This is a genomic window from Sphingomonas sp. SP2, from assembly GCF_058313385.1.
The window spans coordinates 2,061,883-2,085,155 of the sequence record NZ_JBZFLD010000001.1; the positions used below are offsets into that span (position 1 = coordinate 2,061,883).

At 63.4% G+C, this 23,273-nt stretch carries 25 protein-coding genes; 9 read left to right on the plus strand and 16 right to left on the minus strand.

Going from position 1 to position 23,273, the window contains the following annotated elements; all coding sequences use genetic code 11:
* Nucleotides 1-49: 49 nt before the first annotated feature.
* The 7 genes from AC4GYU_RS10455 to AC4GYU_RS10485 are packed head-to-tail and all read right to left on the minus strand — an operon-like array spanning nt 50 to nt 4,588.
* Nucleotides 50-829 carry a sulfite exporter TauE/SafE family protein gene (locus tag AC4GYU_RS10455; protein WP_491086821.1) on the minus strand — a complete coding sequence of 260 codons (780 nt, stop codon included), beginning with the start codon at nt 827-829 and terminating at the stop codon, nt 50-52.
* A complete protein-coding gene (locus AC4GYU_RS10460) occupies nt 829-1,278 on the minus strand; it encodes a protein tyrosine phosphatase family protein (protein WP_491086822.1) in 450 nt (149 codons plus the stop codon). The genes AC4GYU_RS10455 and AC4GYU_RS10460 overlap by 1 nt, the downstream gene beginning before the upstream one ends.
* A gap of 3 nt (nt 1,279-1,281) precedes the next feature.
* Complete coding sequence (locus tag AC4GYU_RS10465; RefSeq protein WP_491086823.1) at nt 1,282-1,728, minus strand: DUF6691 family protein; 447 nt, start codon at nt 1,726-1,728, stop codon at nt 1,282-1,284.
* A complete protein-coding gene (locus AC4GYU_RS10470; RefSeq protein ID WP_491086824.1) occupies nt 1,725-2,165 on the minus strand; it encodes a YeeE/YedE family protein in 441 nt (146 codons plus the stop codon). The genes AC4GYU_RS10465 and AC4GYU_RS10470 overlap by 4 nt, the downstream gene beginning before the upstream one ends.
* Nucleotides 2,162-3,091 (minus strand): MBL fold metallo-hydrolase, encoded by a 930-nt coding sequence (locus tag AC4GYU_RS10475; RefSeq protein ID WP_491086825.1) that lies wholly within the window; start codon nt 3,089-3,091, stop codon nt 2,162-2,164. The genes AC4GYU_RS10470 and AC4GYU_RS10475 overlap by 4 nt, the downstream gene beginning before the upstream one ends.
* A complete protein-coding gene (locus tag AC4GYU_RS10480) occupies nt 3,081-3,443 on the minus strand; it encodes an ArsR/SmtB family transcription factor (protein ID WP_491086826.1) in 363 nt (120 codons plus the stop codon). Before AC4GYU_RS10480 ends, AC4GYU_RS10475 begins: the two co-directional genes overlap by 11 nt.
* A 14-nt stretch (nt 3,444-3,457) precedes the next feature.
* On the minus strand, nt 3,458-4,588 hold the full coding sequence (locus AC4GYU_RS10485; protein ID WP_491086827.1) for a helix-turn-helix transcriptional regulator: 1,131 nt from the start codon (nt 4,586-4,588) through the stop codon (nt 3,458-3,460).
* A gap of 194 nt (nt 4,589-4,782) precedes the next feature.
* Here AC4GYU_RS10485 and AC4GYU_RS10490 point away from each other — a divergent pair, with 194 nt between their 5' ends.
* From AC4GYU_RS10490 to AC4GYU_RS10510, 5 genes are all read left to right on the plus strand, one after another.
* The gene (locus tag AC4GYU_RS10490; protein ID WP_491086828.1) at nt 4,783-5,241 is read left to right on the plus strand and encodes a hypothetical protein; all 459 of its coding nucleotides are present in this window, start codon (nt 4,783-4,785) and stop codon (nt 5,239-5,241) included.
* A gap of 7 nt (nt 5,242-5,248) precedes the next feature.
* On the plus strand, nt 5,249-6,238 hold the full coding sequence (locus AC4GYU_RS10495; protein WP_491086829.1) for a L,D-transpeptidase: 990 nt from the start codon (nt 5,249-5,251) through the stop codon (nt 6,236-6,238).
* 126 nt (nt 6,239-6,364) lie between these two features.
* Nucleotides 6,365-7,174, plus strand: a complete 810-nt coding sequence (locus AC4GYU_RS10500; protein WP_491086830.1) for a hypothetical protein — start codon at nt 6,365-6,367, stop codon at nt 7,172-7,174.
* 59 nt (nt 7,175-7,233) lie between these two features.
* On the plus strand, nt 7,234-7,893 hold the full coding sequence (locus AC4GYU_RS10505; protein WP_491086831.1) for a hypothetical protein: 660 nt from the start codon (nt 7,234-7,236) through the stop codon (nt 7,891-7,893).
* Between the two features lie 32 nt (nt 7,894-7,925).
* Complete coding sequence (locus AC4GYU_RS10510) at nt 7,926-9,977, plus strand: M13 family metallopeptidase (protein WP_491086832.1); 2,052 nt, start codon at nt 7,926-7,928, stop codon at nt 9,975-9,977.
* 16 nt (nt 9,978-9,993) lie between these two features.
* Here AC4GYU_RS10510 and aqpZ read toward each other — a convergent pair whose 3' ends face one another.
* The 6 genes from aqpZ to AC4GYU_RS10540 all read right to left on the minus strand — a co-directional run bounded on the left by aqpZ (nt 9,994) and on the right by AC4GYU_RS10540 (nt 15,858).
* Nucleotides 9,994-10,725, minus strand: coding sequence for an aquaporin Z (aqpZ, locus tag AC4GYU_RS10515; protein ID WP_491086833.1), 732 nt, complete (start codon nt 10,723-10,725; stop codon nt 9,994-9,996).
* A gap of 891 nt (nt 10,726-11,616) precedes the next feature.
* A complete protein-coding gene (locus AC4GYU_RS10520) occupies nt 11,617-12,123 on the minus strand; it encodes a hypothetical protein (RefSeq protein ID WP_491086834.1) in 507 nt (168 codons plus the stop codon).
* A gap of 15 nt (nt 12,124-12,138) precedes the next feature.
* Nucleotides 12,139-12,900: a hypothetical protein gene (locus tag AC4GYU_RS10525; protein ID WP_491086835.1), complete on the minus strand. Its 762-nt coding sequence runs from the start codon at nt 12,898-12,900 to the stop codon at nt 12,139-12,141.
* A gap of 342 nt (nt 12,901-13,242) precedes the next feature.
* Nucleotides 13,243-14,481, minus strand: coding sequence for a toll/interleukin-1 receptor domain-containing protein (locus AC4GYU_RS10530; RefSeq protein ID WP_491086836.1), 1,239 nt, complete (start codon nt 14,479-14,481; stop codon nt 13,243-13,245).
* Complete coding sequence (locus AC4GYU_RS10535) at nt 14,481-14,996, minus strand: hypothetical protein (protein WP_491086837.1); 516 nt, start codon at nt 14,994-14,996, stop codon at nt 14,481-14,483. The genes AC4GYU_RS10530 and AC4GYU_RS10535 overlap by 1 nt, the downstream gene beginning before the upstream one ends.
* 136 nt (nt 14,997-15,132) lie before the next feature.
* Nucleotides 15,133-15,858, minus strand: coding sequence for a hypothetical protein (locus tag AC4GYU_RS10540; RefSeq protein WP_491086838.1), 726 nt, complete (start codon nt 15,856-15,858; stop codon nt 15,133-15,135).
* A gap of 362 nt (nt 15,859-16,220) precedes the next feature.
* Between AC4GYU_RS10540 and AC4GYU_RS10545 the strand changes: the two genes are divergently transcribed.
* From AC4GYU_RS10545 to AC4GYU_RS10555, 3 genes are all read left to right on the plus strand, one after another.
* Nucleotides 16,221-16,619, plus strand: coding sequence for a hypothetical protein (locus tag AC4GYU_RS10545; RefSeq protein WP_491086839.1), 399 nt, complete (start codon nt 16,221-16,223; stop codon nt 16,617-16,619).
* A 2-nt stretch (nt 16,620-16,621) separates the two neighbouring features.
* Nucleotides 16,622-20,152 (plus strand): DUF4132 domain-containing protein, encoded by a 3,531-nt coding sequence (locus tag AC4GYU_RS10550; RefSeq protein WP_491086840.1) that lies wholly within the window; start codon nt 16,622-16,624, stop codon nt 20,150-20,152.
* A 171-nt stretch (nt 20,153-20,323) separates the two neighbouring features.
* A complete protein-coding gene (locus tag AC4GYU_RS10555; RefSeq protein ID WP_491086841.1) occupies nt 20,324-20,956 on the plus strand; it encodes a tyrosine-type recombinase/integrase in 633 nt (210 codons plus the stop codon).
* Nucleotides 20,957-21,110: 154 nt separating this feature from the next.
* On the opposite strand, the gene AC4GYU_RS10560 is transcribed toward AC4GYU_RS10555, so the two are convergent.
* From AC4GYU_RS10560 to AC4GYU_RS10570, 3 genes are all read right to left on the minus strand, one after another.
* Complete coding sequence (locus AC4GYU_RS10560) at nt 21,111-21,566, minus strand: pentapeptide repeat-containing protein (protein ID WP_491086842.1); 456 nt, start codon at nt 21,564-21,566, stop codon at nt 21,111-21,113.
* A 58-nt stretch (nt 21,567-21,624) separates the two neighbouring features.
* Complete coding sequence (locus tag AC4GYU_RS10565; protein WP_491086843.1) at nt 21,625-22,047, minus strand: VOC family protein; 423 nt, start codon at nt 22,045-22,047, stop codon at nt 21,625-21,627.
* Between the two features lie 363 nt (nt 22,048-22,410).
* Nucleotides 22,411-22,878: a GNAT family N-acetyltransferase gene (locus tag AC4GYU_RS10570; RefSeq protein ID WP_491086844.1), complete on the minus strand. Its 468-nt coding sequence runs from the start codon at nt 22,876-22,878 to the stop codon at nt 22,411-22,413.
* A 102-nt stretch (nt 22,879-22,980) separates the two neighbouring features.
* Between AC4GYU_RS10570 and AC4GYU_RS10575 the strand changes: the two genes are divergently transcribed.
* On the plus strand, nt 22,981-23,273 hold a 293-nt coding region (locus AC4GYU_RS10575; protein WP_491086845.1), incomplete at its 3' end, for a hypothetical protein.

Here is a 23,273-nt window from a genome sequence, read left to right on the forward strand (position 1 = left end):
GATGGCTTGCGCCAAGGCCGGATCGGGAGCCATCGACGCTCGCCCGTATCTAGGCGATCGCTCCCGCGCTCTTCCACAGCATGTAGGCAGCGACCACGAAGATCAGGGCGGCAAAAATAGCGCTCAGCTGGCCCGAGCTCGAGAGCCGCCTCGCCGCCCGTGTGCCGGCAACGCTTCCGACGACACCGCCGGCGATGAAGACTCCCGCCAGCACCCAGTCGACGAGCCCCGAGAAAGCATAGTTGGCGGCGGTCGTCAGGCCGAAAGCGGTCACGGCGACGAGGCTGGTACCGACCGCGTTGATCATCGGCATGCCGGTCGAAGCAATGAGGCCGGGCACGATCAGGAAGCCGCCACCGATCCCGAAGAAACCCGAGAAGCCACCGGTGCCGAGGCCAGCGCCGAGCACCTTCCCGGCATTCGAGCGATCACATTGCGCGCCGGCCTCGCCCTCATGCTTGCGACGACGCAGCATCAGGATGCCGACGACGATCATCACGATCGCGAACAGGAAAAGCAGTCGCTGCCCGTCGAAGGCCTTGCCGGCAGTCGAGCCGAAGAAGGCGCCAATGACTCCGGCGCCGGTATACATCAGGCCGCAGCGCCACTTCACCGTCCCGGCGCGGGCATGGTTGGCGAGCCCGGTCGCCGCATTGGCGGCAACCGCCAGGGCGCTCGTTCCGATCGCGACGTGCGGGCTCTGGACGCCGACCAGATAGACCATGAGCGGAACGGCCAGGATCGATCCGCCTCCGCCAACAAGGCCGAGGGTAAAGCCGACGAGGCTGCCTGACAGCAGGCCGAGGACGTATTGGACAGTGTCGAGCATCAGACGGCCGGGCGGTCGGGATCGGCCTTCTCGCCCGCCTGCGACAGGCGCTGGCGGAAGGGCTCGAGGTCATAGCCTTCCTTGGTGGCGATGCCGATCCGCTCGTCGACGGTGAGGTTGGACTGATTGGCAAGGGCCCACAACAGCGCTGCGCGCGTCCCGGAACGGCAGAAGACGGCGATCGGCTTCGGCAGCGTTTCCAGAGCGTCGCGGAATTGAGCGACCTGCTCGTCGGTGATCTGACCCATGACCACGGGGATGTGCCTCGCTTTCAGTCCCTGCCGGGCCGCCGCCGCCTCGAGGTCGGCCCACGCCGGCTGGTCATCGCTTTCGCCATCCGGACGATTGCCAATGATCGAGCGATAGCCGCGCCGGGCAATGTCCGCGATGTCGTCGGCCGACGGCTGAGCCAAGGCAGAGACATTGGGCGTGAGGACAGCGAGCTTCATGGTTCAGTTTCCTTGAATAGCGAGCGCATTGCGTTCGAACGTGAGGCGGTGGGCCGCCATGCCGACAAGCATGGCAGCGACGAACGGGAGGACGCCGGCGGGTGCCAGCGCGAGGGAGGCGATGGCCGGCCCGGGACACAGGCCGGCCAGGCCCCAGCCGATGCCGAACAGTGCGGCGCCGGCGATGAGCTTGCGATCGATATCGGTGCGGTCCGGCAAGGCGAAGCGCTCGCCGAACAGCGGACGGACCATGCGGGCCTGAACCCGCCACGAGATCCCCATGACGAGCACCGCGCCGCCCATGACAAAGGCCAGCGTCGGGTCCCAGGCGCCGAACAGGTCGAGAAAGCCGCGGACGCGGGCGGGGTCGGTCATCCCGCCAAGGGTCAGCCCACCGCCAAAAAGCGCACCGGAGACCAACGGCGGGAGAAGACGGCGGACGAGCTTCATTGCCAGCCTCCCGTCAGGCGGAGGAAGGCGACGGTCAGGATGCCCGCCGCCATGAAGGTGACCGTGGCGATCAGCGATCGCTGCGACAGGCGGCTGACGCCGCAGACGCCATGCCCGCTGGTGCAACCGCTCCCCATGCGGGTGCCGAAACCGACCAGCAAACCGGCGCCGACGAGCACCGGCCACGGCGCGAAATCGGCTTGCGGCTGTCCGGTCGCAGCCGCAAGGACGATGGCACCCAGCGGCAGGCCGATCAGGAACATCCAGGCACTGCTTCGCGACATGCCGCCGTCGGCGAGCCGAATTGCGCGGGCCGTGATGCCCGAAACGCCGGCGATCCGGCCAGCCCCGAGCAGCATCAGCGCTGCCGCGATGCCGATCATCGCCCCACCGACGAGGCCGTGCAGCGGCTGCGCGTTGGCGAGAAACGCGCTCACAGGAGGTTGATCGGCTGCTTGAGGTAGCACACGCCATTATCCTCGGGATCGGGCAGGTGCCCGCCGCGAATGTTCACCTGCAGGGACGGCAGGAGCAGCTTGGGCGTCGACAGGGTCGCGTCCCGCTGGGTGCGCATCGCGACGAAGTCCTCCTCGCTGACACCTTCGTGGATATGGACGTTGCCGCTGCGCTCGGCGAGCATGGTGGTCTCCCACGCATAATGGTCGCGCCCGGGTGCCTTGTAATCGTGGCAGATGAAGACACGGGTCTCGTCTGGAAGCGTCATCAGGCGCCGCACCGAGCGATAGAGCTGCCGGGCGTCGCCGCCGGGGAAATCGGTGCGGGCCGACCCGAAGTCCGGCATGAAGATCGTGTCGCCGGTGAACAGCGCATCGCCGACGACATAGGCCATGTCGGCCGGGGTGTGGCCCGGCACGTGCAGCGCGATCAGCGTCAGGCCGCCGATATCGAGCAGGTCGCCATCATCGAGCAACCGGTCGAACTGCGATCCGTCGCGGGCAAATTCGGTGCCCTCGTTGAAAATCTTCCCGAAGACACCTTGCACGGTGACGATCTCGCGTCCGATGGCGATCTTCCCGCCGAGCTTCTCCTGGAGGTAGGGCGCCGCCGACAGGTGATCGGCGTGGGCATGCGTCTCGAGGATCCAGTCGACCGTCAGGCCCTGCTCCTCGACATAGGCGATGATCTGGTCGGCGCTGTCGAAACTGGTGCGACCCGACGCCTGGTCGAAGTTCCAGACGCTGTCGATGATCACCGCGCGCGCCGTCGCTTCGTCGCTAACGACATAGCTGACGGTGAATGTCGCCTCGTCGAAGAAGGCCTTCACCTGCGGCGCAGGGCTTTGCCCCCGAACAACGTCGGCGACCTGCGCGACAGCGCGGTCGATGTGGCGGTCATTGGTCATCGGCAATGCTCCCCAAAGGTTCTGAAGTGCCAAGTTCCGGACAGAAAAGGTCATGGAGCAGCGCAAGGACCTGCTGCGCCTTCGGATCGCAGATACGGTAGAAGACGGCCTGCGCCTCCTTTCGCGTGGCAACGAGCCCTTCCTCGCGAAGCTTCGCGAGATGCTGGGAGAGCGCTGACTGACCCAGCCCGACGCGGTCCTGCAGCTGGCTGACCGAAAGCTCTCCCTCGGTCGCAAGGTGACAGAGGACGAGAAGCCGGCATTCGTTCGCCAACGACTTCAGGAGACCGACAGCCCGTTCGGCCTGAGCCCCGAATTGCGCGAGGTGAAACGATTCCATGCCACTCTCCATAAGGAGTAGCTTAATTAGTATATTCTAATTTGCTTTACTATGGGTCGCTGCTTCGCATCTCCGACGGGGAGTTTCGTCCGCCGATAATGCGAGGGGGTCACGCCGAACCAGCGGCGGAAAGTGCGCCAGAAACTCGGGCGGTCAGGGAAGCCGAGCAGCCCGGCGATGTCGGACAAGGCGATGGTTCGGTTGCCGAGCAAGGTCACCGCACGGCGCCGACGTTCGGCATCAACGATCTCGCGGAAGCTCGTCCCCTCGCCGTGAAGCATCCGGACCAATGTCCGCTCCGACTGTTCGAGTTCGTCGGCGATCTGCTTGAGGCGCGGGACCCGATGTCCATTGAGGTGGATTCCGACCAGCGAAAGGACTCTCGCGCCCGCGGTCGTCCCGGCCGCGTCACGCGGCGCTTGAAGCCGCTCCGTCACCAATGCCCACAAATCTTCTTCGTAGGACGGGTTCGGGCGGTCGAGGGCCTCGGCGGCAATGATGATCCGGTCGTCTCTCGCGCCGAACACCACCGGACAGTCGAGCGTGGCGGCGAAGTCGTTCTGGCGAGGACCGCTTAGGCTGGTCTCGATCCGCGCCAGTTCGTGCAGCGGCGTGCCGGTCGCCTCCACGATCGCATGGGTCAGCCCGAGGATCCCAAGCGCGTGGCAGCCGAAAAGATGGCCCGTGAGGAAATCCGAATGAAGCCGAAGGCCGCCCTCTCCGCCCGCGCGGAAGAACCGCGCTGCCATGTGCGGGGTCAGCCGGCTGTGGATGATCGCCCGCGCTTCGAGCGCCTCACCAAGGGTCGGCGCGGCGCGGAAGGCGAGCGCGGACAGGGGATAGAGGCTGGCCATCGGGAAGCGCCGGATGCGCACCGCAAAATCGAACGGATCGATGCGGTCGTAGATGTTGGCGAGAGTGCGAAGGTCATCGGCGATGCTGATCGTGCGCGGAAAGCGAATTCCCGGCGGAAGCGCGGTCCCCTCGACCAGCCATTCGGGCCACCCGAGCGTCTCGCCGAAATAAGCGGTGACCACAGGCCGGACCTCGCGCGAAGCAAGGGGACCGAAGGCCTCGATCGCCCGCCGCGCATCTTCGCGGCATCGTTGCTCATCCGCGACCGCCTCGGCGCTGCGAATGGCTCCCTCAACGCCCATATCGTCCCCCTGGGCCTGTTCCCGATTCGGCGGCGGGAAGGGCGCAAGGGTCCTGCGCGAGCGATACGGAGTCAACGTGGACGGAAGTTCAGGTGGCGCGTTTTGCCAATCGTCTGGCGGGACTTGGCAATGGCCGAGCGGCGCCAGATCGGCCACTCTGCTGCCCGCAACAACGGTGTCCAGGAGTGGTCGCGATGGGCCGAGCTTACCCCCTGTTCCTGGCGGTCGTCGCCCTCGCCGCCTGCGGCCAGGCGCGCGACGAGGCTGTCAGGAACGACGGCAATGTCGCGGCGGCGCCCGAATCCGTCGCCCCTGAACCCGGTGACGGCGACAACCAGGGTGACAGCAAGGTCGCCGGGACCGACTATAATGCGACCGCCGAGATTCCTTGCGCCGGGGTGAAGGGCGGTGGCCCGACCTGCCCGGCGGGCGTCACCCGCGGCCCCGACCAGATCGCGGTCGAGGTCACCATCCCCGGCGGCAAGCGAACCTTGCTGTTCGACGGCAAGGGCAAGTTCGTCACTCACAGCAGCAGCCAGGCCGATGGTTCGGCTGCGCTAGACAGCGCGGGCAAGCGCGAGGGCGACTGGCAGGTCATCACCGTCGGCAGCGAAACCTATCGCGTGCCCGACGCTTTCCTCCTCGGCGATTGAGGCCCTCATGCGCTTAAGGCATCTCGCGACCACAGCTGCAATCCTGCTGCTCGCGCCCACCGCAGCACAGGCGCAAGGCCAACCGGCTTCCTCGGCGGTCGAGTTCGCGCGTAAGGCCGAGGCGCTCAAGCCCGGCCAGTGGGTCTGGGCCCCGGCGATCGCGCCTTCGGGGCCGGTGCTCGTCTTCGTCGACCTCAAGCGCCAGGTCGCGACCGTCTATCGCAACGGGGTGCGGATCGCGGTCACCACCGTGTCGAGCGGCAAGCCCGGCTACGAGACACCGGTCGGCATCTTCACCATCCTCCAGAAGGATGCGACCCACCGGTCGAAGACCTACAACAATGCCGCCATGCCCTTCACCCAGCGGCTGACCTGGCGCGGGGTCGCGCTGCACGCGGGCGGGCTTCCCGGCTACCCCGAAAGCCACGGTTGCGTGCACCTTCCGATCGAGTTCGCGCGGCGGCTGTTCGGCACCACCAGCATGGGCGGGACGGTGATCGTCAGCGGCGATGCCTGGCAGATCAGCGCGGCGCCCGAAACCAGCGTCCTCGCAGCCACCGACGCTGCCGGGCGACCGACCGAGCATCGACCGCTGCCGCCGGGCGAGGCGAGCCGCTGGGAGCCGGCCAAGGCGCCGTCGGGCCCGGTGTCGCTGATCGTCAGCCGCACCGACCAGAGGCTGATCGTGCTCCGCAACGGGATCGAGATCGGGCGCGCGCGGGTCAATGTCGCCGGCACCGACACGGGCACGCACGTCTATACATACGCCGGCATGGTTGCGGGCGAGCGCAAGTGGATGGTCGCCGGTCTCCCCGGCCATGACGGCGCGCCTGCCGGTCCCGTCAGGCCATGGGCGCTCGAAGGCATCGACGTGCCGCCCGACTTCCTCGCCGCGGTCCGCTCGATCCTCACGCCGGGCGCGACCATCCTCGTCACCCAGGCGAAGGTGCTTCCCTCCAACAGCGGGCAGAGCCTGACCGTCCTTGCCAGCAAGTAGGTTTGCGATGGCGTGAAATGCCAATGCCTTGGCGGCAAAAGCCAAGAACCCTTGGCAGCAATCTCTGACATGATGCTCGGGTGCGAAGGACTCGCCCGGGGGGCGCTGAGGACGGGAGCTGCCATCATGACGACGTATCGCAGGCTAAGCGTGGGACTGACGGCCGGGCTGGCCCTGCTGGCGAACCCGGTGATCGCCGCGGCGGCCGACCCGCTCCCGGGATCGGTCCGCGATCTCGTTGGGGTGCGGGCGAGTTCGGGCGAAAGCACGCTCGAAAATCGCGGCTTCACCATGATCAGCGGCGCGACCAGAAACGGGCAGAAGCTCGGCTACTGGTGGAACGGCAACACCAAGGAATGCATCCGGACCGCGACCTCGGACGGAGTCTACAGCCAGATCGTCGTCGCGCCCAAGCAAGATTGCGGACAGCGCAGCGGCGACAAGGGCGCGGCGATCGCGGTCGGCGTCGGCGCGGCGGCGCTGATCGGCGCCCTTGCCCTGTCCCACAAGAGTCACGACCACGACAACGACCGGCATTATGGCGACTCGGTCAGCGAGAGCCAGTATGAGCGCGGCTATCGCGACGGGCTCTACAGCCAGAGCTACCACAATTACGACCGCAGCTCGGCCTACACCTCGGGCTATGAGAATGGCGTGCGCGCCCGTGGCGAGGAGACCAGCTACCGCAGCCACAATCACTTCGGCGGGGGCTACAGCAACTTCGTCTACGTCAACGATCTCAATGGCGGCGACCGTCACTACGTGATGGGCCAGCTCTCGAGCCGCGGCTTCGTCCAGCGCGACAACAAGAAGACCGACGACGGTCGCTACATGACCTACTGGAGGGCCGCCTCCAACCAGTGCATCATCGTCCACAGCAACGATGGACGGGTGAACAACATCGAGTCCACCTCCGCGCAGACCTGCCGCTTGTGAGCGGCGGCGCGCCGCCCCGCTGACACAGACCGATCCGTCCCGTTTCGAGGAGAACAGCCATGCGCGTTTCCGCTCCCCATCTGCTGCGCTGGCTGCCCGCCGCAGCCGCACTCGCCTTCGCCTTCCCCGCCGCCGCGCTGGTCCCGATGCAGGCGGTGGTCTTCCCCGCCGGCAAGACGAGCGCGACCATGCTCGGCTCGATCAAGGGCCAGAATGCGCGCGACTATATGGTCCGGCTGGGCGCGGGCGACCGGCTGAGCGTAACCCTCTCGCCGAGCAATCGCTCGACCTACTTCAACCTGCTTCGCCCCGACAGCGAGGAGGCACTCTACAACAGCTCGGTCGAGGGCAGGAACAGCTGGTCGGGCGCGGTGCCCGAGACCGGCGCCTATCGCGTCCGCATCTACATGATGGGCGCGGCGGCCGACACGGGCAAAAGTTCGATCTACACGCTCAAGGTCGCGGTCGGGATGAACCTCGGTGGCAGCGGATCAGGCGGCGGCAAGGCCTCGCTATCGGATCTTGCCGGGGTCAACGACATCCGCGCCATCGACATGATGAGCGAGAAGGGCTTCCGCGACGTCGACAGCTTCTCCTCGGGCAACACCCGCTACGGCATCTTCTGGCGCCCGCAGTCGCGCCAGTGCGTGCAGCTGACCTTCGCCAACGGGCGAGTGGAATCGGCCAACGACATCGGCACTCATCCCAAGTGCCGCTGACGGCAGGGACCATGACGGCAGGAGACTGACCGATGACGCGCACGGCCCTCGTCCTGATGCTTGCCGGCACGATGCTGGCCTCCCCGGCGACGGCGGCGACGCAGGCCTCCCCTGCCCCCGCCCGGGCGCTGATCGGGACCTGGGGCGTCGACCCCGCCGGCATGTCGAAGACGGTGCGGCCGGGCGACGACTTCTACGCCTATGTCAACGAGGCCTGGCTCAAGGACGCGAAGATCCCGGCCGGGTTCGCCTCTTCCGACACGTTCCTCGCGGTCTACTTCGCCAACGAGCAGAAGCTGCGCGAGATCATCACCTCGCTCACCTCGGCGCCGCAGCAACCCGGCAGCGACGGGCAGCGCGTCGCCGACCTTTATCACAGCTATGTCGACGTCGGCCGGCTCAACCGGCTCGGGCTTGGCCCGATCAGGGCCGACCTCGCCGCGATCGACGCCATCACCGACAAGGCCGGCGCCGCGCGCGCCATGACCATTCCCTGGCAATCGGGCCTGATCGAGGCGGGCGTGCTCAACGACGCCTTCCGCTCGGACGCCTATATCGCGACGGTCGCGCAGGGTGACACCACGCTTCCCTCGGCCGACTTCTACCTGAAGGACGGCGCGCCCTATGACGGGGTCCGGACCGCCTTCCGGACCTACCTGACCGAGGTGTTCCGCCGCGCCGGCTATTCGGAGCCCGAGGTCCGCGCCGGCCGCGTCCTCGCGCTCGAAACCGAAATTGCCCGTCGCAACTGGACCGCGCTCGAACGGCGGGACTCGCGCCGGACCAACCACAACATGACCATCGCGGAGCTCAAGGCCTATGCGCCGGGCTTCCCGTGGGACGTCTACTTGAAGGCCCGCGGTTTCGACCGGGAGCAGCGGATCAACGTCTTCGCCGACACCGCGGTGCAGAAGCTCGCCGCTTTGTTCGACGCGACCCCGCTCGACGCGCTCAAGGACTATCTCGCCTTTCACGCCATCAACGAATGGGCGCCGGCGCTGAGCGAGGATTGGCAGAAGCTGCAGTTCGGCTTCAAGTTCACCACTCTTGCCGGGGTCACGACGATGCGACCGCTCGAAGCCCGGGCGGTGATGATGGTCGGGGACCGGCTAGGCGACCCCCTCGGGCGGATCTATTCCAAACGCTATTTCCCGGCCGCCTACCGCGCCCAGGTCAATGAAATGGTGGGCTATATCCGCGACACCTTCGACCGCCGCATCGGCGCGCTCGACTGGATGGACGCCCCGACCAAGGCCGAGGCCAAGTCGAAGCTCGCCGCGGTCACCTATGCCATCGGCTTTCCCGATCGCTGGCACGACCTCTCTTCGGTCGCGATCCGGCCGGACGATCTCGTCGGCAACCTCAAACGCATCAAGGACTGGGAGCATTCCGACGAACTGGCCAAGCTCAAGGAGAAGCGCCGGACCTGGGAATTCCCCTACACGACCTTCACGGTCAATGCGGGCTACTCGCAGTCGAACAACTCGATCACCTTCCCTGCGGGCATCCTCCAGCCGCCGATCTTCGATCCCTATGCCGACCGGGCGGTTAATTTCGGCGCGCTGGGCGCCGTGATCGGCCATGAATTCGGGCACGGCTTCGACGACCAGGGCAGCCGCTCGGACGGCAAAGGCCAGCTGCGCGACTGGTGGACCGCGGGATCGCGCACCGAGTTCGAAAAGCGCACCGCGATGCTGGTCGACCAATATGGGAAATATGAAGTGGTCCCGGGCGTGTTCATCAACGGCCGCCAGAACCTCGGCGAGAATATCGGCGACCTCGGCGGCGCCAGCATCGCGCTCGACGCCTATCGCCATTACGTGACCGACAAGCTCGGCGGCAAAGCCCCGGTGATCGACGGCTTCACCGGCGAGCAGCGCTTCTTCCTCGCCTGGGCGCAGCAGTGGCGCAACGTCACTCTGCCCGAGGAAGCGCGCCGCCTCACCCTCACCGACAATCACAGCCTCGGCCAGTTCCGGACCAATGGCGTCGTCCGCAACATGGACGCCTGGTACGAGGCCTTCGGGATCAAGCCGGGCGACAAGCTCTACCTCCCGCCCGATCAGCGCGTCCGGATCTGGTGAACCGCCGGACCGGCGGTCAGTTCTTGCGGTCGCCAGTGACCGCCGGCTTGCGCTCCTCGGCGAACAGGGCGCGATGCACGATCCCCCCGAGCAGCCCGCCGACGAGCGGCGCGACCCAGAACAGCCACAATTGCTGAAGGGCGAGACCGCCGACGATCAGCGCCGGGCCCGTGCTCCGCGCCGGATTGACCGAGGTGTTGGTGACCGGAATGCTGACGAGGTGGATGAGCGTCAGCGCGAGCCCGATCGCGATCGGCGCGAACCCCGCCGGCGCGCGCCCGTCGGTCGAGCCGAGGATCACGATCAGGAAGCCCGCGGTGAGCACGACCTCGGCGACCAGCCCCGAGACCAGCGAATAGCCTCCCGGGGACCCCTCGCCATAGCCGTTCTGGGCCAGGCCGTTCTGCGCGAGGTCGAAACTCGCCGCCCCGCTGGCGATGAAGAACAGGATATAGGCCGCGATGATCGCACCCACGACCTGCCCGACGACATAGGGCAGGATGTCGCGGCCGGGGAAGCGCCCGCCGGCCCATAGCCCGACCGTCACCGCCGGGTTGAAATGCGCGCCCGAGACGTGGCCGACGGCATAGGCCATGGTCAGCACGGTCAGCCCGAAGGCGAGCGACACGCCGAGCAGTCCGATCCCGACCCCGGGGAAAGCGGCGGCGATCACCGCGCTCCCGCAGCCGCCGAAGACGAGCCAGAAGGTGCCGAACGTCTCGGCGGCGATCTTGCGGAAATCCGTCATGGTCCGGCCTCCATCCTGTCGGGAAGCGGGACCTGCACCACCGCGCAGGCTATCGCGTTCACCCGCGACGACTATGCCAGCATCGACGCCGCGCTCGCTTTGACAATTACGGCCACATCATTGCCATTTCGCGCCACGCCCGCGCGCTCTTCGAGAGGTCTGGCTCATGCCTCGGCTCCCCTTTAGCGAAATGCGGCGAGCGCGGAGGCAGGCCAACAGCTCCAGTGGTTTCCGCTGAGATGCTGGCTGGGGCGGCAGGATTTTAAGCCGCTGCCAACCGTCAAACTAAGTGTTTGAAACTATTCGACTCGGCACTGCGAACGGATCGATATTGTACCATTCGAAGGCATCAGGCGCAAGTTCCGCCGCCAAGCGAGGCAGTCGGCAAAGGGGCTAAGCTTAGCGCCAAGCGGGGGTGCCGAACGTGGGGTCCCGGCAACCGCAGCAAGGGGGATACTACACGGACCGGTGGCGCGCCGGTCTCTGTCCCGCACTCTCGAGGACACGACCCGTGGCCCTCGCAGAACCGTACGTGTCCACAGGCGACGGTCAGTTTTCGCTGTCAATTTGGAGCCCTTGCCTGTTCAGATTGGATCGCTCGACGACTTACACGTGCCCACCGACAGCTGAGACCAGTCTTGATGCTAGCTCTGACGGGGATCGGAATAAGCAAGTCCGGCCAAGGCGCTGGCGTTTTTCAGCGCGTCCAGAATGACCCACAAGCTGACGTTTACGGCAGCAGCGAGTCGACCAAGATCCGGACGTTTAATTGACAGAAGCCAACAGCTTTCACGCGGCTGGCTGAAGGTTCCGAAGGTGGTGTAATCGCCTCCATCAGTACGGCCATTTAAGCCGACCGGTTTGTTTCCCCGCTCGCTCTCTCGAAGTTCTTCAGGTCCGCATGCTCTCGATCCATCCGGCCGCGCCTCGGTCGGGCGACTTGTAGATTGCAGCCCACTCACCGTCCTCGTTGAGCATCGACACCTCCCAATGTGCGAAGCCGGTAACGTTGCGTGAGTCTGGCTCGATCTGCTCATTGAGCAGGGTAATGTAATGCAAACTTGAGTGCCGCTGGCTGATCCCCACAATACCGATATTGGTGCCCTCTACCGCAAGCAGGCCCGCTGCCTCACGAGGATCGACGGCATACAGGTCAATTGACTGTCGGCTGCCTGGGTCGACGAAGATGTTGTAGTCGCTTGTGAGAAGCCCCCTTCGACCACTCAATACTTCAAGGTCAGCGAACTGAAAGGTTCCTGAGGTCAAATCGACAGCCACGCTGAATTTGTTGACGACCCCGATGAAGAAGCTGGGGTCAGATGTGGCTCTAGCGAAGAAGAACTCCCCCGGCTTGCCGTCGGACAATCGACCTCCCGCAAGCGCTTTCAAATTGATCAAGGAAGTCGCCTTTCCTTACCCACGACGACGGAAGCGATAGCCGCTTCTACGGCGGGCGAGCCCGCGTTCATGCAGCTTGTCTTGCAACAGGGCGGTGAGCCTGTCTTGCCAGTTGTCCCGGTGCTCTACGCGGTCGAAGTGGGCGTCCTGATCCCGCAGAAGGTCCAACCGCGAGCGCCGGGAGACCTCATCCCAGTTCTGATAAAGCAGATAGACGGCGTTGCCATACTTCAGGTTCTCGAACACCACGAGGTCATCGGCGAACTGTGCACCGAAATAGGTGCCGAAGCCCCCTTGACCTTGAACGTAGTTGCGGGGCTGAAATTGCTCGAATAGGCGCACCCGCTCACGAACGTGGTGCTCGAAGTCAGGTGCATCACCGCGCCGTCCAGCGCCGGTGAGCCGCGCCACAATCTCGTCAGCGCTTCCGGGCGGAAAGATCAGCCAGTCCAAGTGAACAGTCGCCATGTAGTCTCGCGCCGTGGCATCGCTGGCGAACACTCCGGTCGCTCCTGTGTTCTCTTGGAGCACGTTGATCGACCAGAGAAGCATAAGTTCAAACTCCGGCATCGAGCGGCTGAGGATCGGAGCCAGCGTGAACTTAAGCACGATGTGCTCGCCGCCCCGGTCCTCAAGCACGACCGGATCGATGGTCATGCCCTGCGGCTCGAACACTTGATGCTGATAAACTTTCTTGGTCCACGACCGCATTGTCCAGCCGTTCCGTGCGCCGTCACCGAAGTTAGGTGACTCGAAGGTCCACGTTTTATCGACCATGGGCCAATCAGTGCGCTTGCGGTCCCAACCGAAGGCATTCCGCTCCGACCACTTCCCCGCGTCGGGGCGAGGCGACATAGGCCCGGAGGTTACAACCCCCGACGCGTTAACGCTCAGCCCCAAGTGACTATAGAGTCCGGACTGTACATCAGCCCTCGACACCTTTTTCGTTGCTGCAACGACCACCAGATCGCTGTCGATCTTACCCAGTGCCTCCCGAACGGAGGCAGGGATGTCACGATAGTTGCTCTTCCAAGGAAACGGTCTCGCCATGTCCTGAACCCTGTTGTTGCCCACCGTGAGAACAGATGGGGACCGAGAGGGCGAGTTCAAGAGCGGTAATCAGGCGTGCCGCTTGGCAAATCGCAGCGTCTGGTCCGTCCTGACCAACTGAATTGATCGCCATGGGGCAGATGCGAGCGTCTGCCTCGAAGAGATCGCGTTGGCACGCTCGAGATAGCATATGGCACTGTTCAGGCGCCGCGGCTCCCAGCCGAGCTCCTCGGCTAGTGCGGCTGTCTGGGTCACCCGCTCACTGCCATTCACCATTCGATTGGCAACAGTCCGCGCGTCAGCTGCCGGGCTGAAGGGCATGAACGCTTCGTCGAACTCGACGAACAGGGCCGGAGTGGGCGAGAAATAGCCCCGCACATTCATCTCTCTCAGCAGCCCCCCTTCAGCGAGATCCAAGAGGCCAACGCGAATGTCTTCCTCGTCAAGCTCCAGCGCCTCGATCAAGGTATCGAGTTGAACCACCGGATCGGACAGCATCGCGTGCTTGCTGGTCGTCACAATATGCCGGCCTATCGACACTGCCGCGTCTGACCAGCCAGCCAGGCTCTCTGGCGCTGACTGAACGTAACTCGGCTTGGCACCGACCGGCGGCTTGCGGCTGACCCCGTGCAAGCGATCAAGCAGGCCTTTACGGTCCGCCTCATTTGTCGGATCTAGCTTGAGGTACAGCATGGACTGCAGGAAGGGCGAGAGCTGGCTTGTGTCGAGTCTAACTACCACTGGGACGAAGCGGCTCTTTCCTCCCACTTGGCTGACCAGCCCAACGTCGATCTCCTTGGCCACCCAAGGCTTGTTGATCGAGGTTTCGGTGAGAACGACGACGAAGTGAGACATGGAGCCCAAGCCCTCTTCCATCTTCTGGCGGAGGCTGTCGCCCGGCTCGATCTCCCACTCGTCGAACCAGACATCGATGCCATTCGCCCTGAGATATGCGGCAATCGGGCGAACCATCTCCTTGTCTTCGCTCGCATGCGCCAAGTAGATTTTGGGATGCTCCAGAGCCTCAGCTGCGCTCACTTGCTCCACCTCACCAACGCCTACCCCCAATCGCTTCTCCAAAAGCCTCGCGAACGCCGGTGAGCCGCTTGTCCGCACGATCAACTTGGTGCCGGCGCGATCCACAAAGACATCCGCATGTTTCCCGGTCTCTGGGTCGACAATGGACGCAGCCGCGCCCCTGACCTTGTCGCTCATTGCTGAGACCGCGGCCTCCATGAACCTGCTCTTTAGATCGGCCGCAAATGTTGCGGCATCGAATGGGCGACCGTTATACGTCACCTTCACCATCAGGCATGTGCCCGGACGTAGCGACGAAGCTCAAGCACGTCCTCATCGATGAGCGAAACGCCCATGGTTGAATACTCGTTCTGAATGACCTGGCGGACCCGCCGCTGATCGAAACAGGGCAGCAGCAACGAATAAGCCGGGTTGAAGCGACGCCGTGGCCAACCTGAAGCCTCTTCCAGCCGACGGGTGCTACCACCCAATTCCGGCTCGTCGATAAGTAGCCGCGCTAAGACAACGGAGTCCTCGACTGGATCATGTCCAGTGATGGCGGCGTCGCACGCGACAAATAGGTCGTTAGTAGTCCGGACCCGTGGCAGCTGAGCGTTGATCGCTGGAGTCAGCTCCACCAAGCCTTCCGATTTCAACTCAGCCAAAGCAAAGCTCAGAGTCTTTCTGGTCTCGTCTGGGAATGCCTTAAGCAACTCATCGTCGAAGTGCCCCGGAAGCCCGTCTGTGCACTGTTCCGCCAGGTATCGGCCAACATTGTGTGCCAATGGACTGAGGTGATCGTACACGGAGGCTCCTTCGTGGCATGTGGAATTAAGGCCGTGCGCGCAGAGACGAACAGGCCTCAGGCGCGCTACCGGCACAGTCCCAAGCTAAGTAGCAACGCCCTCCGCTTCAATGCAGGCCCGGCTGTTGCGCCGCTTGCTAGCTGCTCCAGAATCGAGCGCTAAAATTGTTCAGGTCCCCGGTTGCGCTGTCAGTCACAACGTCGAAGATTGGGGGAATCTTCGTGATCTCCCCGCCGCTCTTAAGGTACTCGCGAACGGAGCTCAGAGCCAACAGGCGCAGGTGGTCCCAACTGGCGTAAAGCTTATTCTGAGCGTCTTCCTCAACCTTCCAGCGCGGCGGCTTGCGCTTAGGCGCGGGCACCATGAGGTCCGGCTGGGTTTTAACATTATGACGAAAAACAATGCTGCCGCTCATCCATTCCGAGTCCGGACGGTCTCGCCACCTGTAACTAACCCTGACCTCCAGTCGCGAGGTGAACGTCCGCAATGGCAGGAGAGGACCGTCCACCTCAAGTAAGGCTCGTTCCTTGTCCTCCTCGGAGAGGCGCTCCTTGCTGTCCCGGACCGCGTAATAGAGATCCATGCCGGATCGTCGGACAACCGACGACGCATCAGCGCGCTTGCGATCGGATTTGGCTTGATTGACGGCCTGGAGAGCTGCGTCGAGGCGCGCTAATCGACTTCGAACATAGTCGCCGCATGCGGCCAGTCCGAGCGCATGCAGATCTCCTGAGCGAAACTGGGAGATAGCTACCTCGATTTCCTCCCGCACTCTGCCGAGATCAATGGATCGTAGCCCAACAGCGTCTGATGGGTGGAAGTAGATGCCGTTCATTTCTTCACTCTGGTTTTCCGTGTCCACGCATAGGCTGGCGATCGGCAGCTGTCACAGCTTCGATTAGTTCGAAAATGGGCAGCCTACGTGTTTCTAGGTCGTTCGTTTCGCGCCCCACCGTCACGGATGGGCGCTGAGCCGTCTGCCGGCTCTCGCACGGGCAGACGTCTGCTTTCTGCTTATGTAGCTCGAAAGCGGCCATTCCGCTTTCCACCAGGAATGCAAGGCTCCACTCCAGGACCGCGCCAAGGCCTCCGTCTTCGAAGCGCCCTTTTTTGTTAACTAATTAGCAGAGCTGATCAATCAGCACCGCCCCCCTCACAGTCCTTGGTTGACCCTTTTGTAACAGCCGCAGAGTATTGGGTTCTGGATTAACACCGGGGGCTGGGATGGCGTTGTTGTTGTTCGACGAAGTGCTGGGCAACGCTGCACCGGTCGGTGTAGTGCGGCGCGTAGCGCCGCGAATGACTGTACGGGAGCTCATCCGCCATCGGGTTGAGCTTGAGGTCGAGCGCCAGCAGCAGATGGCAGACGTGCGCGCGACACTCCCGAGCGCTGCCGAGCGGACACTCAATCCGCACGGTGCTACCGGCGGTTTCGGAGCGATGTTCGCGCCACCGGGAAAGGATCTTGAGGCGCTGGTCGCGGCCGCAGAAGAAGGGTTCGCGCGTGCCCGCTTCGTCTTGTTGCTCGACGACGCCCAAGCCGAGAACCTCGACGAAGAGATAGACATCGGCACGACGGCGCGGGCGACGTTCCTCATCCTCACCCCGCTTCAAGGGGGCTAGGCATGATCTTCGGAAAGCTCGTTCGTGCCGTGTTCGGCGCTGAAGAACTTATGCCTCGCGCCAGAGGCAGCGTGCGTCCCGAGGACGTCATCAACGTGCCGTTTCCGGCCCTACGAGATCTGTTCCACAGCCGCTACTACGCAGGACCTCCCGCTGACCGTGATGAGGAGCGCCGCCAACGCGAGAAGGCGATCGGCGCCGCGCTGGGCATGAACGAGACCGAGGTCATCTCGCAACTGCTGCTCCGAGCGCCCTTGCTGGAGATCCTCAAGGGATCGGTTGACGGTCAGGGCCGGTTCCATCTCGCGCAAGTCTTCGACGCGGCGCTGATGGCGGGCTGGCAACGCGCTTTCGGCGATCCGCGCGGGGCCGCGCAATTCTCCGAACGACAATTGGCGGACTGCTTGCGCGGGTTGCAACTGACCCTCCTTCAGAGCGGTGCGACGACACATGGCTCCGCCGGGCAATGGGTCCGCCCGCTGATCGCCCAGGCGGGTCGCATTCAGAAAGCGGGCATGCGCCAAGCGCTCATCGACTTTCTGGACGGCTTGGTCGGCAAGGCCACGTTCGCCCGTAACAATGCGGTCGCACTGGCGCTCGAGCTTTTGCCGGCCGCCGGGCTTGATGCGCGGGACGTTCCAGCGCTTCGTAAGACACAGGGCGAGATTGCGAGGCGTGATGCGATCCGAGAGCGCATCCTTGATGATTGCCCTCCGTTGCTGCGCGAGGCCGTCGCTGCGGTCCTCGATGGGGACGTGGTGATCGCCTCCCACCGGATGGCGAGCGCGGCCAAGCACCCGGCGCTGGAGGCAATCAAGACCTCCAAGCCGACCGACCGTGGTGCCATGCTAGTCGCGCTGCTCGACATCCTCGAGCGTCAGAAGGAATATGGTATCGAGCGCTGGGGACAGATGGTCCGCAGACATGGAAGCTATACTCTCGATACCGCCACATCGACGTTGAACGCGTTCGGGCACATCTTGGGGACGCTGGTTGGACGCGGCGTCATCGTGACAGACCTTGACCGCGAAGCAGCCCGCTTCGTCGCGCATGTCGCGCAGCACCATTATATCGACATCGGCGGTAAGCCGATCCTTGCTTGGCTGTTCGAGGCTGGACGCGGCGCGCCCAATGGCCGGCTGGTCGCTGCGCTTCGCAAGGAACTCGCCACACGGCAGAGCCTGTTCATCAATGACAAGATCCGTGGTGCGATCGAGGATTTCCTTCGTGATCTCCCTGCGGCTCCGAGCGTCACTCGGTCCTCCTCGGCCCTGGGGCCAGGCTTCGGACGAAAGGGGATGGTCGCGAGCAGCCCCGGTGAAACAGCCGCCCTGCCCGGACTGCAGCCGATCGTTCTTCCACGGTTCGAACTAGGTCAATGGGATGCGCGCGCGACTATCGGGCGGCACTTCGACAATTTTCTCGACGTCCGGCTCTACGATCGAACGCATCGTGAGTGGCTGGAGCAAATGGCAAGGATCCACCAGGCGGTAGTCGCATCGGGTCAGACCGAACCCGCTCAAGTGCGGGAGACGATCGCCAGCGCTGCCCGCGCGCAAGGCATCAAGCTGACGATGGGGTCGGATCGCTGGCATCCTGGCGAGGCCATTGCGCTTGCCGCCAGTCTCCACACGCGTTCCGAACTTCTCGCCCCCTTCGTGCTTGCCAATGCCGAGTCCGCCCGCGCGATCAGCAAGCAAGCAGCGGGCATCGCCAGCAAAGCCACTCCACCGGCCAAGTGGCTGACAGAGCTCCGCGCCGCGGCGGCAGCTATCGACCCGGCCGAGTTGCGGACCTTCTTCGATCAGTTGGTCGCGGCACCGATCGTTGGCTTCAACTGGCAGGTTGGATTGACCGACGTCTATCATCGCGCCCTCATCTACCTTGTCGCCGACGAGGATCCCTCATGGCTCGGCCCGCGCCTCGCCGAATTCGCCCTGAAGCGCTGCTACGTCACCGAAGCTGGCGTGGGCATCCGCGCCGAGAAGCTAGGCAATGCCTGCCTGTGGGCCCTGGTCCGCATGAAGGAAGGCGCGGGGGTACCCTATCTGGCGCGCATTCTCGCGCGGACGAAATATCCCAAGGTCAGGTCGAAAATCGATGCCGCGCTCAACGAGGCCGCTGCCGCTACCGGGCTGACCCGTGGGGCGCTCGACGAACTCTCCGTCCCGACTCACGACCTTGAGGCGGGCGGTCGCCGAACTGTCTTCCTCGGCGGAGGCTCGGCCGAATTGCGCGTGGTCGGCGCCCGCGACGTGGCCATCGCCTGGACCTCGGAGGACGGCAAGCCGCTCAAATCACCCTCGGTAGCCATGAAGGCGGACAAGGTCGCGCTCAAGGCGGTCAAGGAGGCGGCAAAGGAGATCGAGGCCGACCTCGGCACACAAGTGGTGCGGCTGCAGTCGCTATATCTCGAGGATCGTCACTGGACGGTGGAGGAATGGCGTGAGCGCTACTTCGACCATCCCCTGGTCGGCACGCTGGCCCGCAAGCTTGTCTGGTGGATCGAGCGCGAGGATCAGGCGCCTACTGCCGCATTGTTCGATGGCCAGGCCATGGCTCGGCGCGACGGTCAAGCCATCGAACTCAGTGGTGCGAACATCCGCTTATGGCATCCGATCGACGACAGGGTTGAAGAGGTGCTCGGCTGGCGCGACCGGCTAGAGGAATTGCAGCTAACCCAACCCTTCGCCCAAGTCTGGCGGGAAGTTTATGCGCTCACCGATGCCGAGCGGACAACCCGGACTTATTCGAATCGCTGGGCGGCGCACCTCCTCAAGCAACACCAGGCGATGACGCTCGCTCGCATGAACGGCTGGAAGGTGACACACCGCATGTGGGTTGATGCGGCGAACGATCAGCCTTGGCATTTGCCATTACCCGCGCACGGCATGGTTGCGGACTATTGGGTCGAAGGCGCCGGCGGAGACGATCCGCAAGTCACCGACAGCCAAGCCTATTTCTATGTCACTACTGATCGGATCCAGTTCCACCGACTAGAGGAGGGCGCGGCCGGTCCGTTCCGTGGTGAGGCGGTCGCGCTTGAGACACTGCCATCCATCATCTTCTCCGAGGTGATGCGTCACGCCGACCTCTTCACTGCGGTCGCGTCGATCGCTGCCGATCCTAACTGGCTCGATCGCGGCCGAGACGCCGCGCACCCTTCCCAATGGGGCGCACAGGCTGATGCTTACTGGCACCAAATCAACAGTGCCGAATTGCTCGAGGCGGGCAAGCGGCGTCGCGAGATGCTCGAGCGCATCATCCCGCGCCTCAAGATTGCCGGCCAACTGAGCCTCGACGATCGCCACCTGGTGGTCGCCGGCAAGCGCCACACCTACCAGATCCACCTGACTTCGGGTGCCTGCTCGCGAAGTGGACGCCACATTTGCATCGTGCCCGCTGCGGCCGATGGTCCGCGTCTCTGGCTTCCGTTCGAAGGTGATCGCACGCTGTCTATCATACTTTCCAAAGCGATGCTGTTGGCGGCCGACGATAATATCACGGATCCGGTGATTTTAAGGCAGCTCTGAAAGCGAAAAGCTAAGTTCTTTGCCGCCGTGCACCATGCCCTCCGGGCAGGTGACCTTCACGGAAGGCTGCTCCCGGCCTTTTCGGTCACTAAGCTGCCGTTCCGCTTTCCACCATTCTAAGCCGCTTTGCTCGTTTTCCCCTCGGCCGCCGTTGGCCTGAGGAGATGAAGCATGGGACATGCAATCTACGATCCCGGTCAAGAAGACCGACCCGCGTGGAATGTTGGCCGTAAGCTTGGCGCCAAGCGCCCGCTCCTGCCGAAGCAGGTGTGGGCCGTTCGCTTCTTCCTTGAACAGGAGCACCGGCTCCGCGATCGCGCGCTCTTCGACCTGGCGATCGACAGCAAGCTGCGCGGTTGCGATCTCGTGAAGATCAAGATCGATCAGCTGGTCAGTGGAGCCCGCATCCGACAACGGGCAATCATTGTTCAACAGAAGACTGGTCGCCCCGTGCAGTTCGAGCTCTTGGAGCCCGCACGCACGAGTTTGCTCCAGTGGCTTGAGCGGCGTGGTGGCTCGCTCGACGAGTATGTCTTTCCAAGCCGGGTTGACCGGCACAAGCATATGAGCACCCGACAATATGCTCGCCTGGTCGACGAATGGGTGACGGCGATTGGTTTGCGCCGAGAGGATTACGGCACCCATTCGCTCCGGCGCACCAAGGCAGCCCTGATCTACAAGCAGACAGGCAACTTGCGCGCGGTGCAGATCCTGCTTGGTCATACTAAGATCGAGACCACGGTTCGGTACCTTGGCGTCGAAGTCGAAGATGCTCTGGCGCTAGCCGAAGCTACCGAGATCTAAGAAGGGCGGTGGGCTGGTTGGCCAGCCCACCGCACCCCTACTCCGAACGACCGGACCTGGCCGGCAGGAGACCGTCTGGTTTTCAGCGGAACGGTGGCATTCCGGCGGTTGATTAAGGCAGAAGCGAATGTCTGCTTTCGACCCATTGCGGACGTTACGCTGCTGCTTTTCGCATGCCGTTTCGCTCAGGGTCAAAGCCATCCGGGAAGATAGTGGCGTCGTCATATTCGGCGTCGCTTAGGTCGGCACCTGCCAACTTGGCGTCGAGGAGGTTGGCTCCTTGAAGCTGTGTTGACCCACCCAGATTGTCCTTACCGAGCTTAGCGTCAGTTAGGTCCGCACCGATCAGAGTGGCTTCCTTTAGATCGGCCCCGCACAGCAGGGCTCTACTCAGGTCCGCGCCGCTGAGATCAGCGCGGAACATTATCGCCCAGTATAAGTCCGCCCCCCTCAAGGTGGATGAGCGGAGCTTGGCATCCATTAGGACCGCTCCAGACAGGTTCGCGGAGCTTAGATCGCGCCCTGACAGATCGACAGAATCAAGGCCGAGACCGGGGCTGACTTCCGTGACCTCGGCAAGCTCCTCACCTGCAAGATTGCATATCTTCATGCGCCCAATCTGAGCTTGAAGTCCTAACGTCCGCTTTCCACCCAAAGCAGACATCGCTTCATTGGGGTTCTGCCGTCGTTAGCAAGGCATTGTAGCCGGCGGAGTTGAACTCGATCAGGCAAAAGCCGTGCCCGAAGGGATCGGCGAACATCGCAATCTGTCCATACGGCGCCTGTCGGGCCGGGCTTTCCTGGACGGCCCCTGCTGCCAGGGCCTTTTCCGTTGCTCGGGCGATGTCATCGACAACAAAATCGGGATGGATCGGTGACCAATGCCGCTCATAGCGACGAACGTCTCCGCCGGCCGGCCCGATGCTTGTTCCCGCGTCTTTCCGGAGCAGGTAGATATGCGTCTCGGCGCCGACCAGCTCGACGAAGTCCTCGTCGAAGCGGCGGCCCACCTCTAACCCGAAAGCCGACGTGTAGAAGATAACACCGGCTTCAATGTCGGGGACGTCGATGTTGAAGATGACGCTTGTCATGCGTTGCGCCTATCACTCGAGCTAATGCCCGCAATGCGTGGAGAGTGGACGTTAGCTAATCGTCGCTGTATACATCCAACGATGTCGCGGCGTACCTAAACACGTAGGGGAGAACAGCAGGTTGATCAGTCGGAAACTCTGACCCGAAGAAGGCTACGTAGCAGTCGTAGCCAAAGATCTCTTCGCTATTCCAGCAGTGGATGACCACCCCAACCTCTGCCTCGCCTTCATAAGGCTGCAGTCTCACCTTAGTTCCTGGCGCAATGTAACGATTTTCTCGAGGTAGAATCATCATTTCGATTATCTTCCCGAGATTGGTGATGTCCGCAATGGGTGGAAAGCAGACGCTGAAAGTATCGCGAATTAGAGGCGCTTCTCCATACGGTAGTTGTGGATCGGAGTTCCTCGCACTGAAAAATCGCGACGGTGATCCACAGTGAAGCCCTTCCGCAGGAAGAAGCGCCGTGCGGGCTCACTTGCTTCAACGAAAAGCAGCTCAATCCCCGATGCGGAAGCATGGGCTTCCAGTTCGTCGTAGAGTTGGGAGGTCACACCCGTGCCAGCCAAATCCGCACGGCAGAACAAATGGTCAATGTGTCCGTCCGCTTCCAAGTCGGCGAACGCCAGCGGCCGGTCGAGATTGTCCACCGCAAGCAAGAACAACCGACCGTCGCCTCCCCAAGCTGTGACCTGTTCGATGCTGGGAATGGCCGGCACCCAAGCATTCACTTGAGCTTCCGAGTAGTAGCGACGGGCGATCTGATGAACGGCATCATAGAACAATTGTGCCAACGCCGGTGCGTCGTCGGAGCGGAAGGGCCGTATGCGCATTGCCGCCGCATAGCTCGAGAGCAGATGTCTGCAATGGGTGGAATGCGGACATTAACTTTGCCCTGCCAAGTGCGTGTTCGAAAGCAAAGTGGGGCATGTCGTATGCAGGAAATGGACACGTTTCCAAATCTGGAGAGCGCGCTAAACGATCGCTTCCGGGGTCACATCGAACGGGATTTCACTGAGTGGCGTGAAAAATACGCCTACCTCGAAGCGAACGACATTCCGGCGGATGCAACGCGCGCCTGGATCGGTCGGCAGAAGCTCAATTTTCATGGCCTAGGCAGGCGACATGCCCTGCGACACCTCATCAGCGGTAATGTTGATCAGTCATTTCTCGAGGAGATCGGCGAACTCGCGAACCTTGAGCGGCTCGAGCTCGAGTGGCCCATGGT

What these genes read in the sequence shown, in the direction of transcription:
- AC4GYU_RS10455 (WP_491086821.1), bottom strand. Translation starts at nt 829, where the DNA reads ATGCTCGACACTGTCCAATACGTCCTCGGCCTGCTGTCAGGCAGCCTC.
- AC4GYU_RS10460 (WP_491086822.1), bottom strand. Translation starts at nt 1,278, where the DNA reads ATGAAGCTCGCTGTCCTCACGCCCAATGTCTCTGCCTTGGCTCAGCCG.
- AC4GYU_RS10465 (WP_491086823.1), bottom strand. Translation starts at nt 1,728, where the DNA reads ATGAAGCTCGTCCGCCGTCTTCTCCCGCCGTTGGTCTCCGGTGCGCTT.
- AC4GYU_RS10475 (WP_491086825.1), bottom strand. Translation starts at nt 3,091, where the DNA reads ATGACCAATGACCGCCACATCGACCGCGCTGTCGCGCAGGTCGCCGAC.
- AC4GYU_RS10480 (WP_491086826.1), bottom strand. Translation starts at nt 3,443, where the DNA reads ATGGAGAGTGGCATGGAATCGTTTCACCTCGCGCAATTCGGGGCTCAG.
- AC4GYU_RS10485 (WP_491086827.1), bottom strand. Translation starts at nt 4,588, where the DNA reads ATGGGCGTTGAGGGAGCCATTCGCAGCGCCGAGGCGGTCGCGGATGAG.
- AC4GYU_RS10490 (WP_491086828.1), top strand. Translation starts at nt 4,783, where the DNA reads ATGGGCCGAGCTTACCCCCTGTTCCTGGCGGTCGTCGCCCTCGCCGCC.
- AC4GYU_RS10495 (WP_491086829.1), top strand. Translation starts at nt 5,249, where the DNA reads ATGCGCTTAAGGCATCTCGCGACCACAGCTGCAATCCTGCTGCTCGCG.
- AC4GYU_RS10500 (WP_491086830.1), top strand. Translation starts at nt 6,365, where the DNA reads ATGACGACGTATCGCAGGCTAAGCGTGGGACTGACGGCCGGGCTGGCC.
- AC4GYU_RS10505 (WP_491086831.1), top strand. Translation starts at nt 7,234, where the DNA reads ATGCGCGTTTCCGCTCCCCATCTGCTGCGCTGGCTGCCCGCCGCAGCC.
- AC4GYU_RS10510 (WP_491086832.1), top strand. Translation starts at nt 7,926, where the DNA reads ATGACGCGCACGGCCCTCGTCCTGATGCTTGCCGGCACGATGCTGGCC.
- aqpZ (WP_491086833.1), bottom strand. Translation starts at nt 10,725, where the DNA reads ATGACGGATTTCCGCAAGATCGCCGCCGAGACGTTCGGCACCTTCTGG.
- AC4GYU_RS10525 (WP_491086835.1), bottom strand. Translation starts at nt 12,900, where the DNA reads ATGGTCGATAAAACGTGGACCTTCGAGTCACCTAACTTCGGTGACGGC.
- AC4GYU_RS10530 (WP_491086836.1), bottom strand. Translation starts at nt 14,481, where the DNA reads ATGGTGAAGGTGACGTATAACGGTCGCCCATTCGATGCCGCAACATTT.
- AC4GYU_RS10545 (WP_491086839.1), top strand. Translation starts at nt 16,221, where the DNA reads ATGGCGTTGTTGTTGTTCGACGAAGTGCTGGGCAACGCTGCACCGGTC.
- AC4GYU_RS10550 (WP_491086840.1), top strand. Translation starts at nt 16,622, where the DNA reads ATGATCTTCGGAAAGCTCGTTCGTGCCGTGTTCGGCGCTGAAGAACTT.
- AC4GYU_RS10555 (WP_491086841.1), top strand. Translation starts at nt 20,324, where the DNA reads ATGGGACATGCAATCTACGATCCCGGTCAAGAAGACCGACCCGCGTGG.
- AC4GYU_RS10560 (WP_491086842.1), bottom strand. Translation starts at nt 21,566, where the DNA reads ATGAAGATATGCAATCTTGCAGGTGAGGAGCTTGCCGAGGTCACGGAA.
- AC4GYU_RS10565 (WP_491086843.1), bottom strand. Translation starts at nt 22,047, where the DNA reads ATGACAAGCGTCATCTTCAACATCGACGTCCCCGACATTGAAGCCGGT.
- AC4GYU_RS10570 (WP_491086844.1), bottom strand. Translation starts at nt 22,878, where the DNA reads ATGCGCATACGGCCCTTCCGCTCCGACGACGCACCGGCGTTGGCACAA.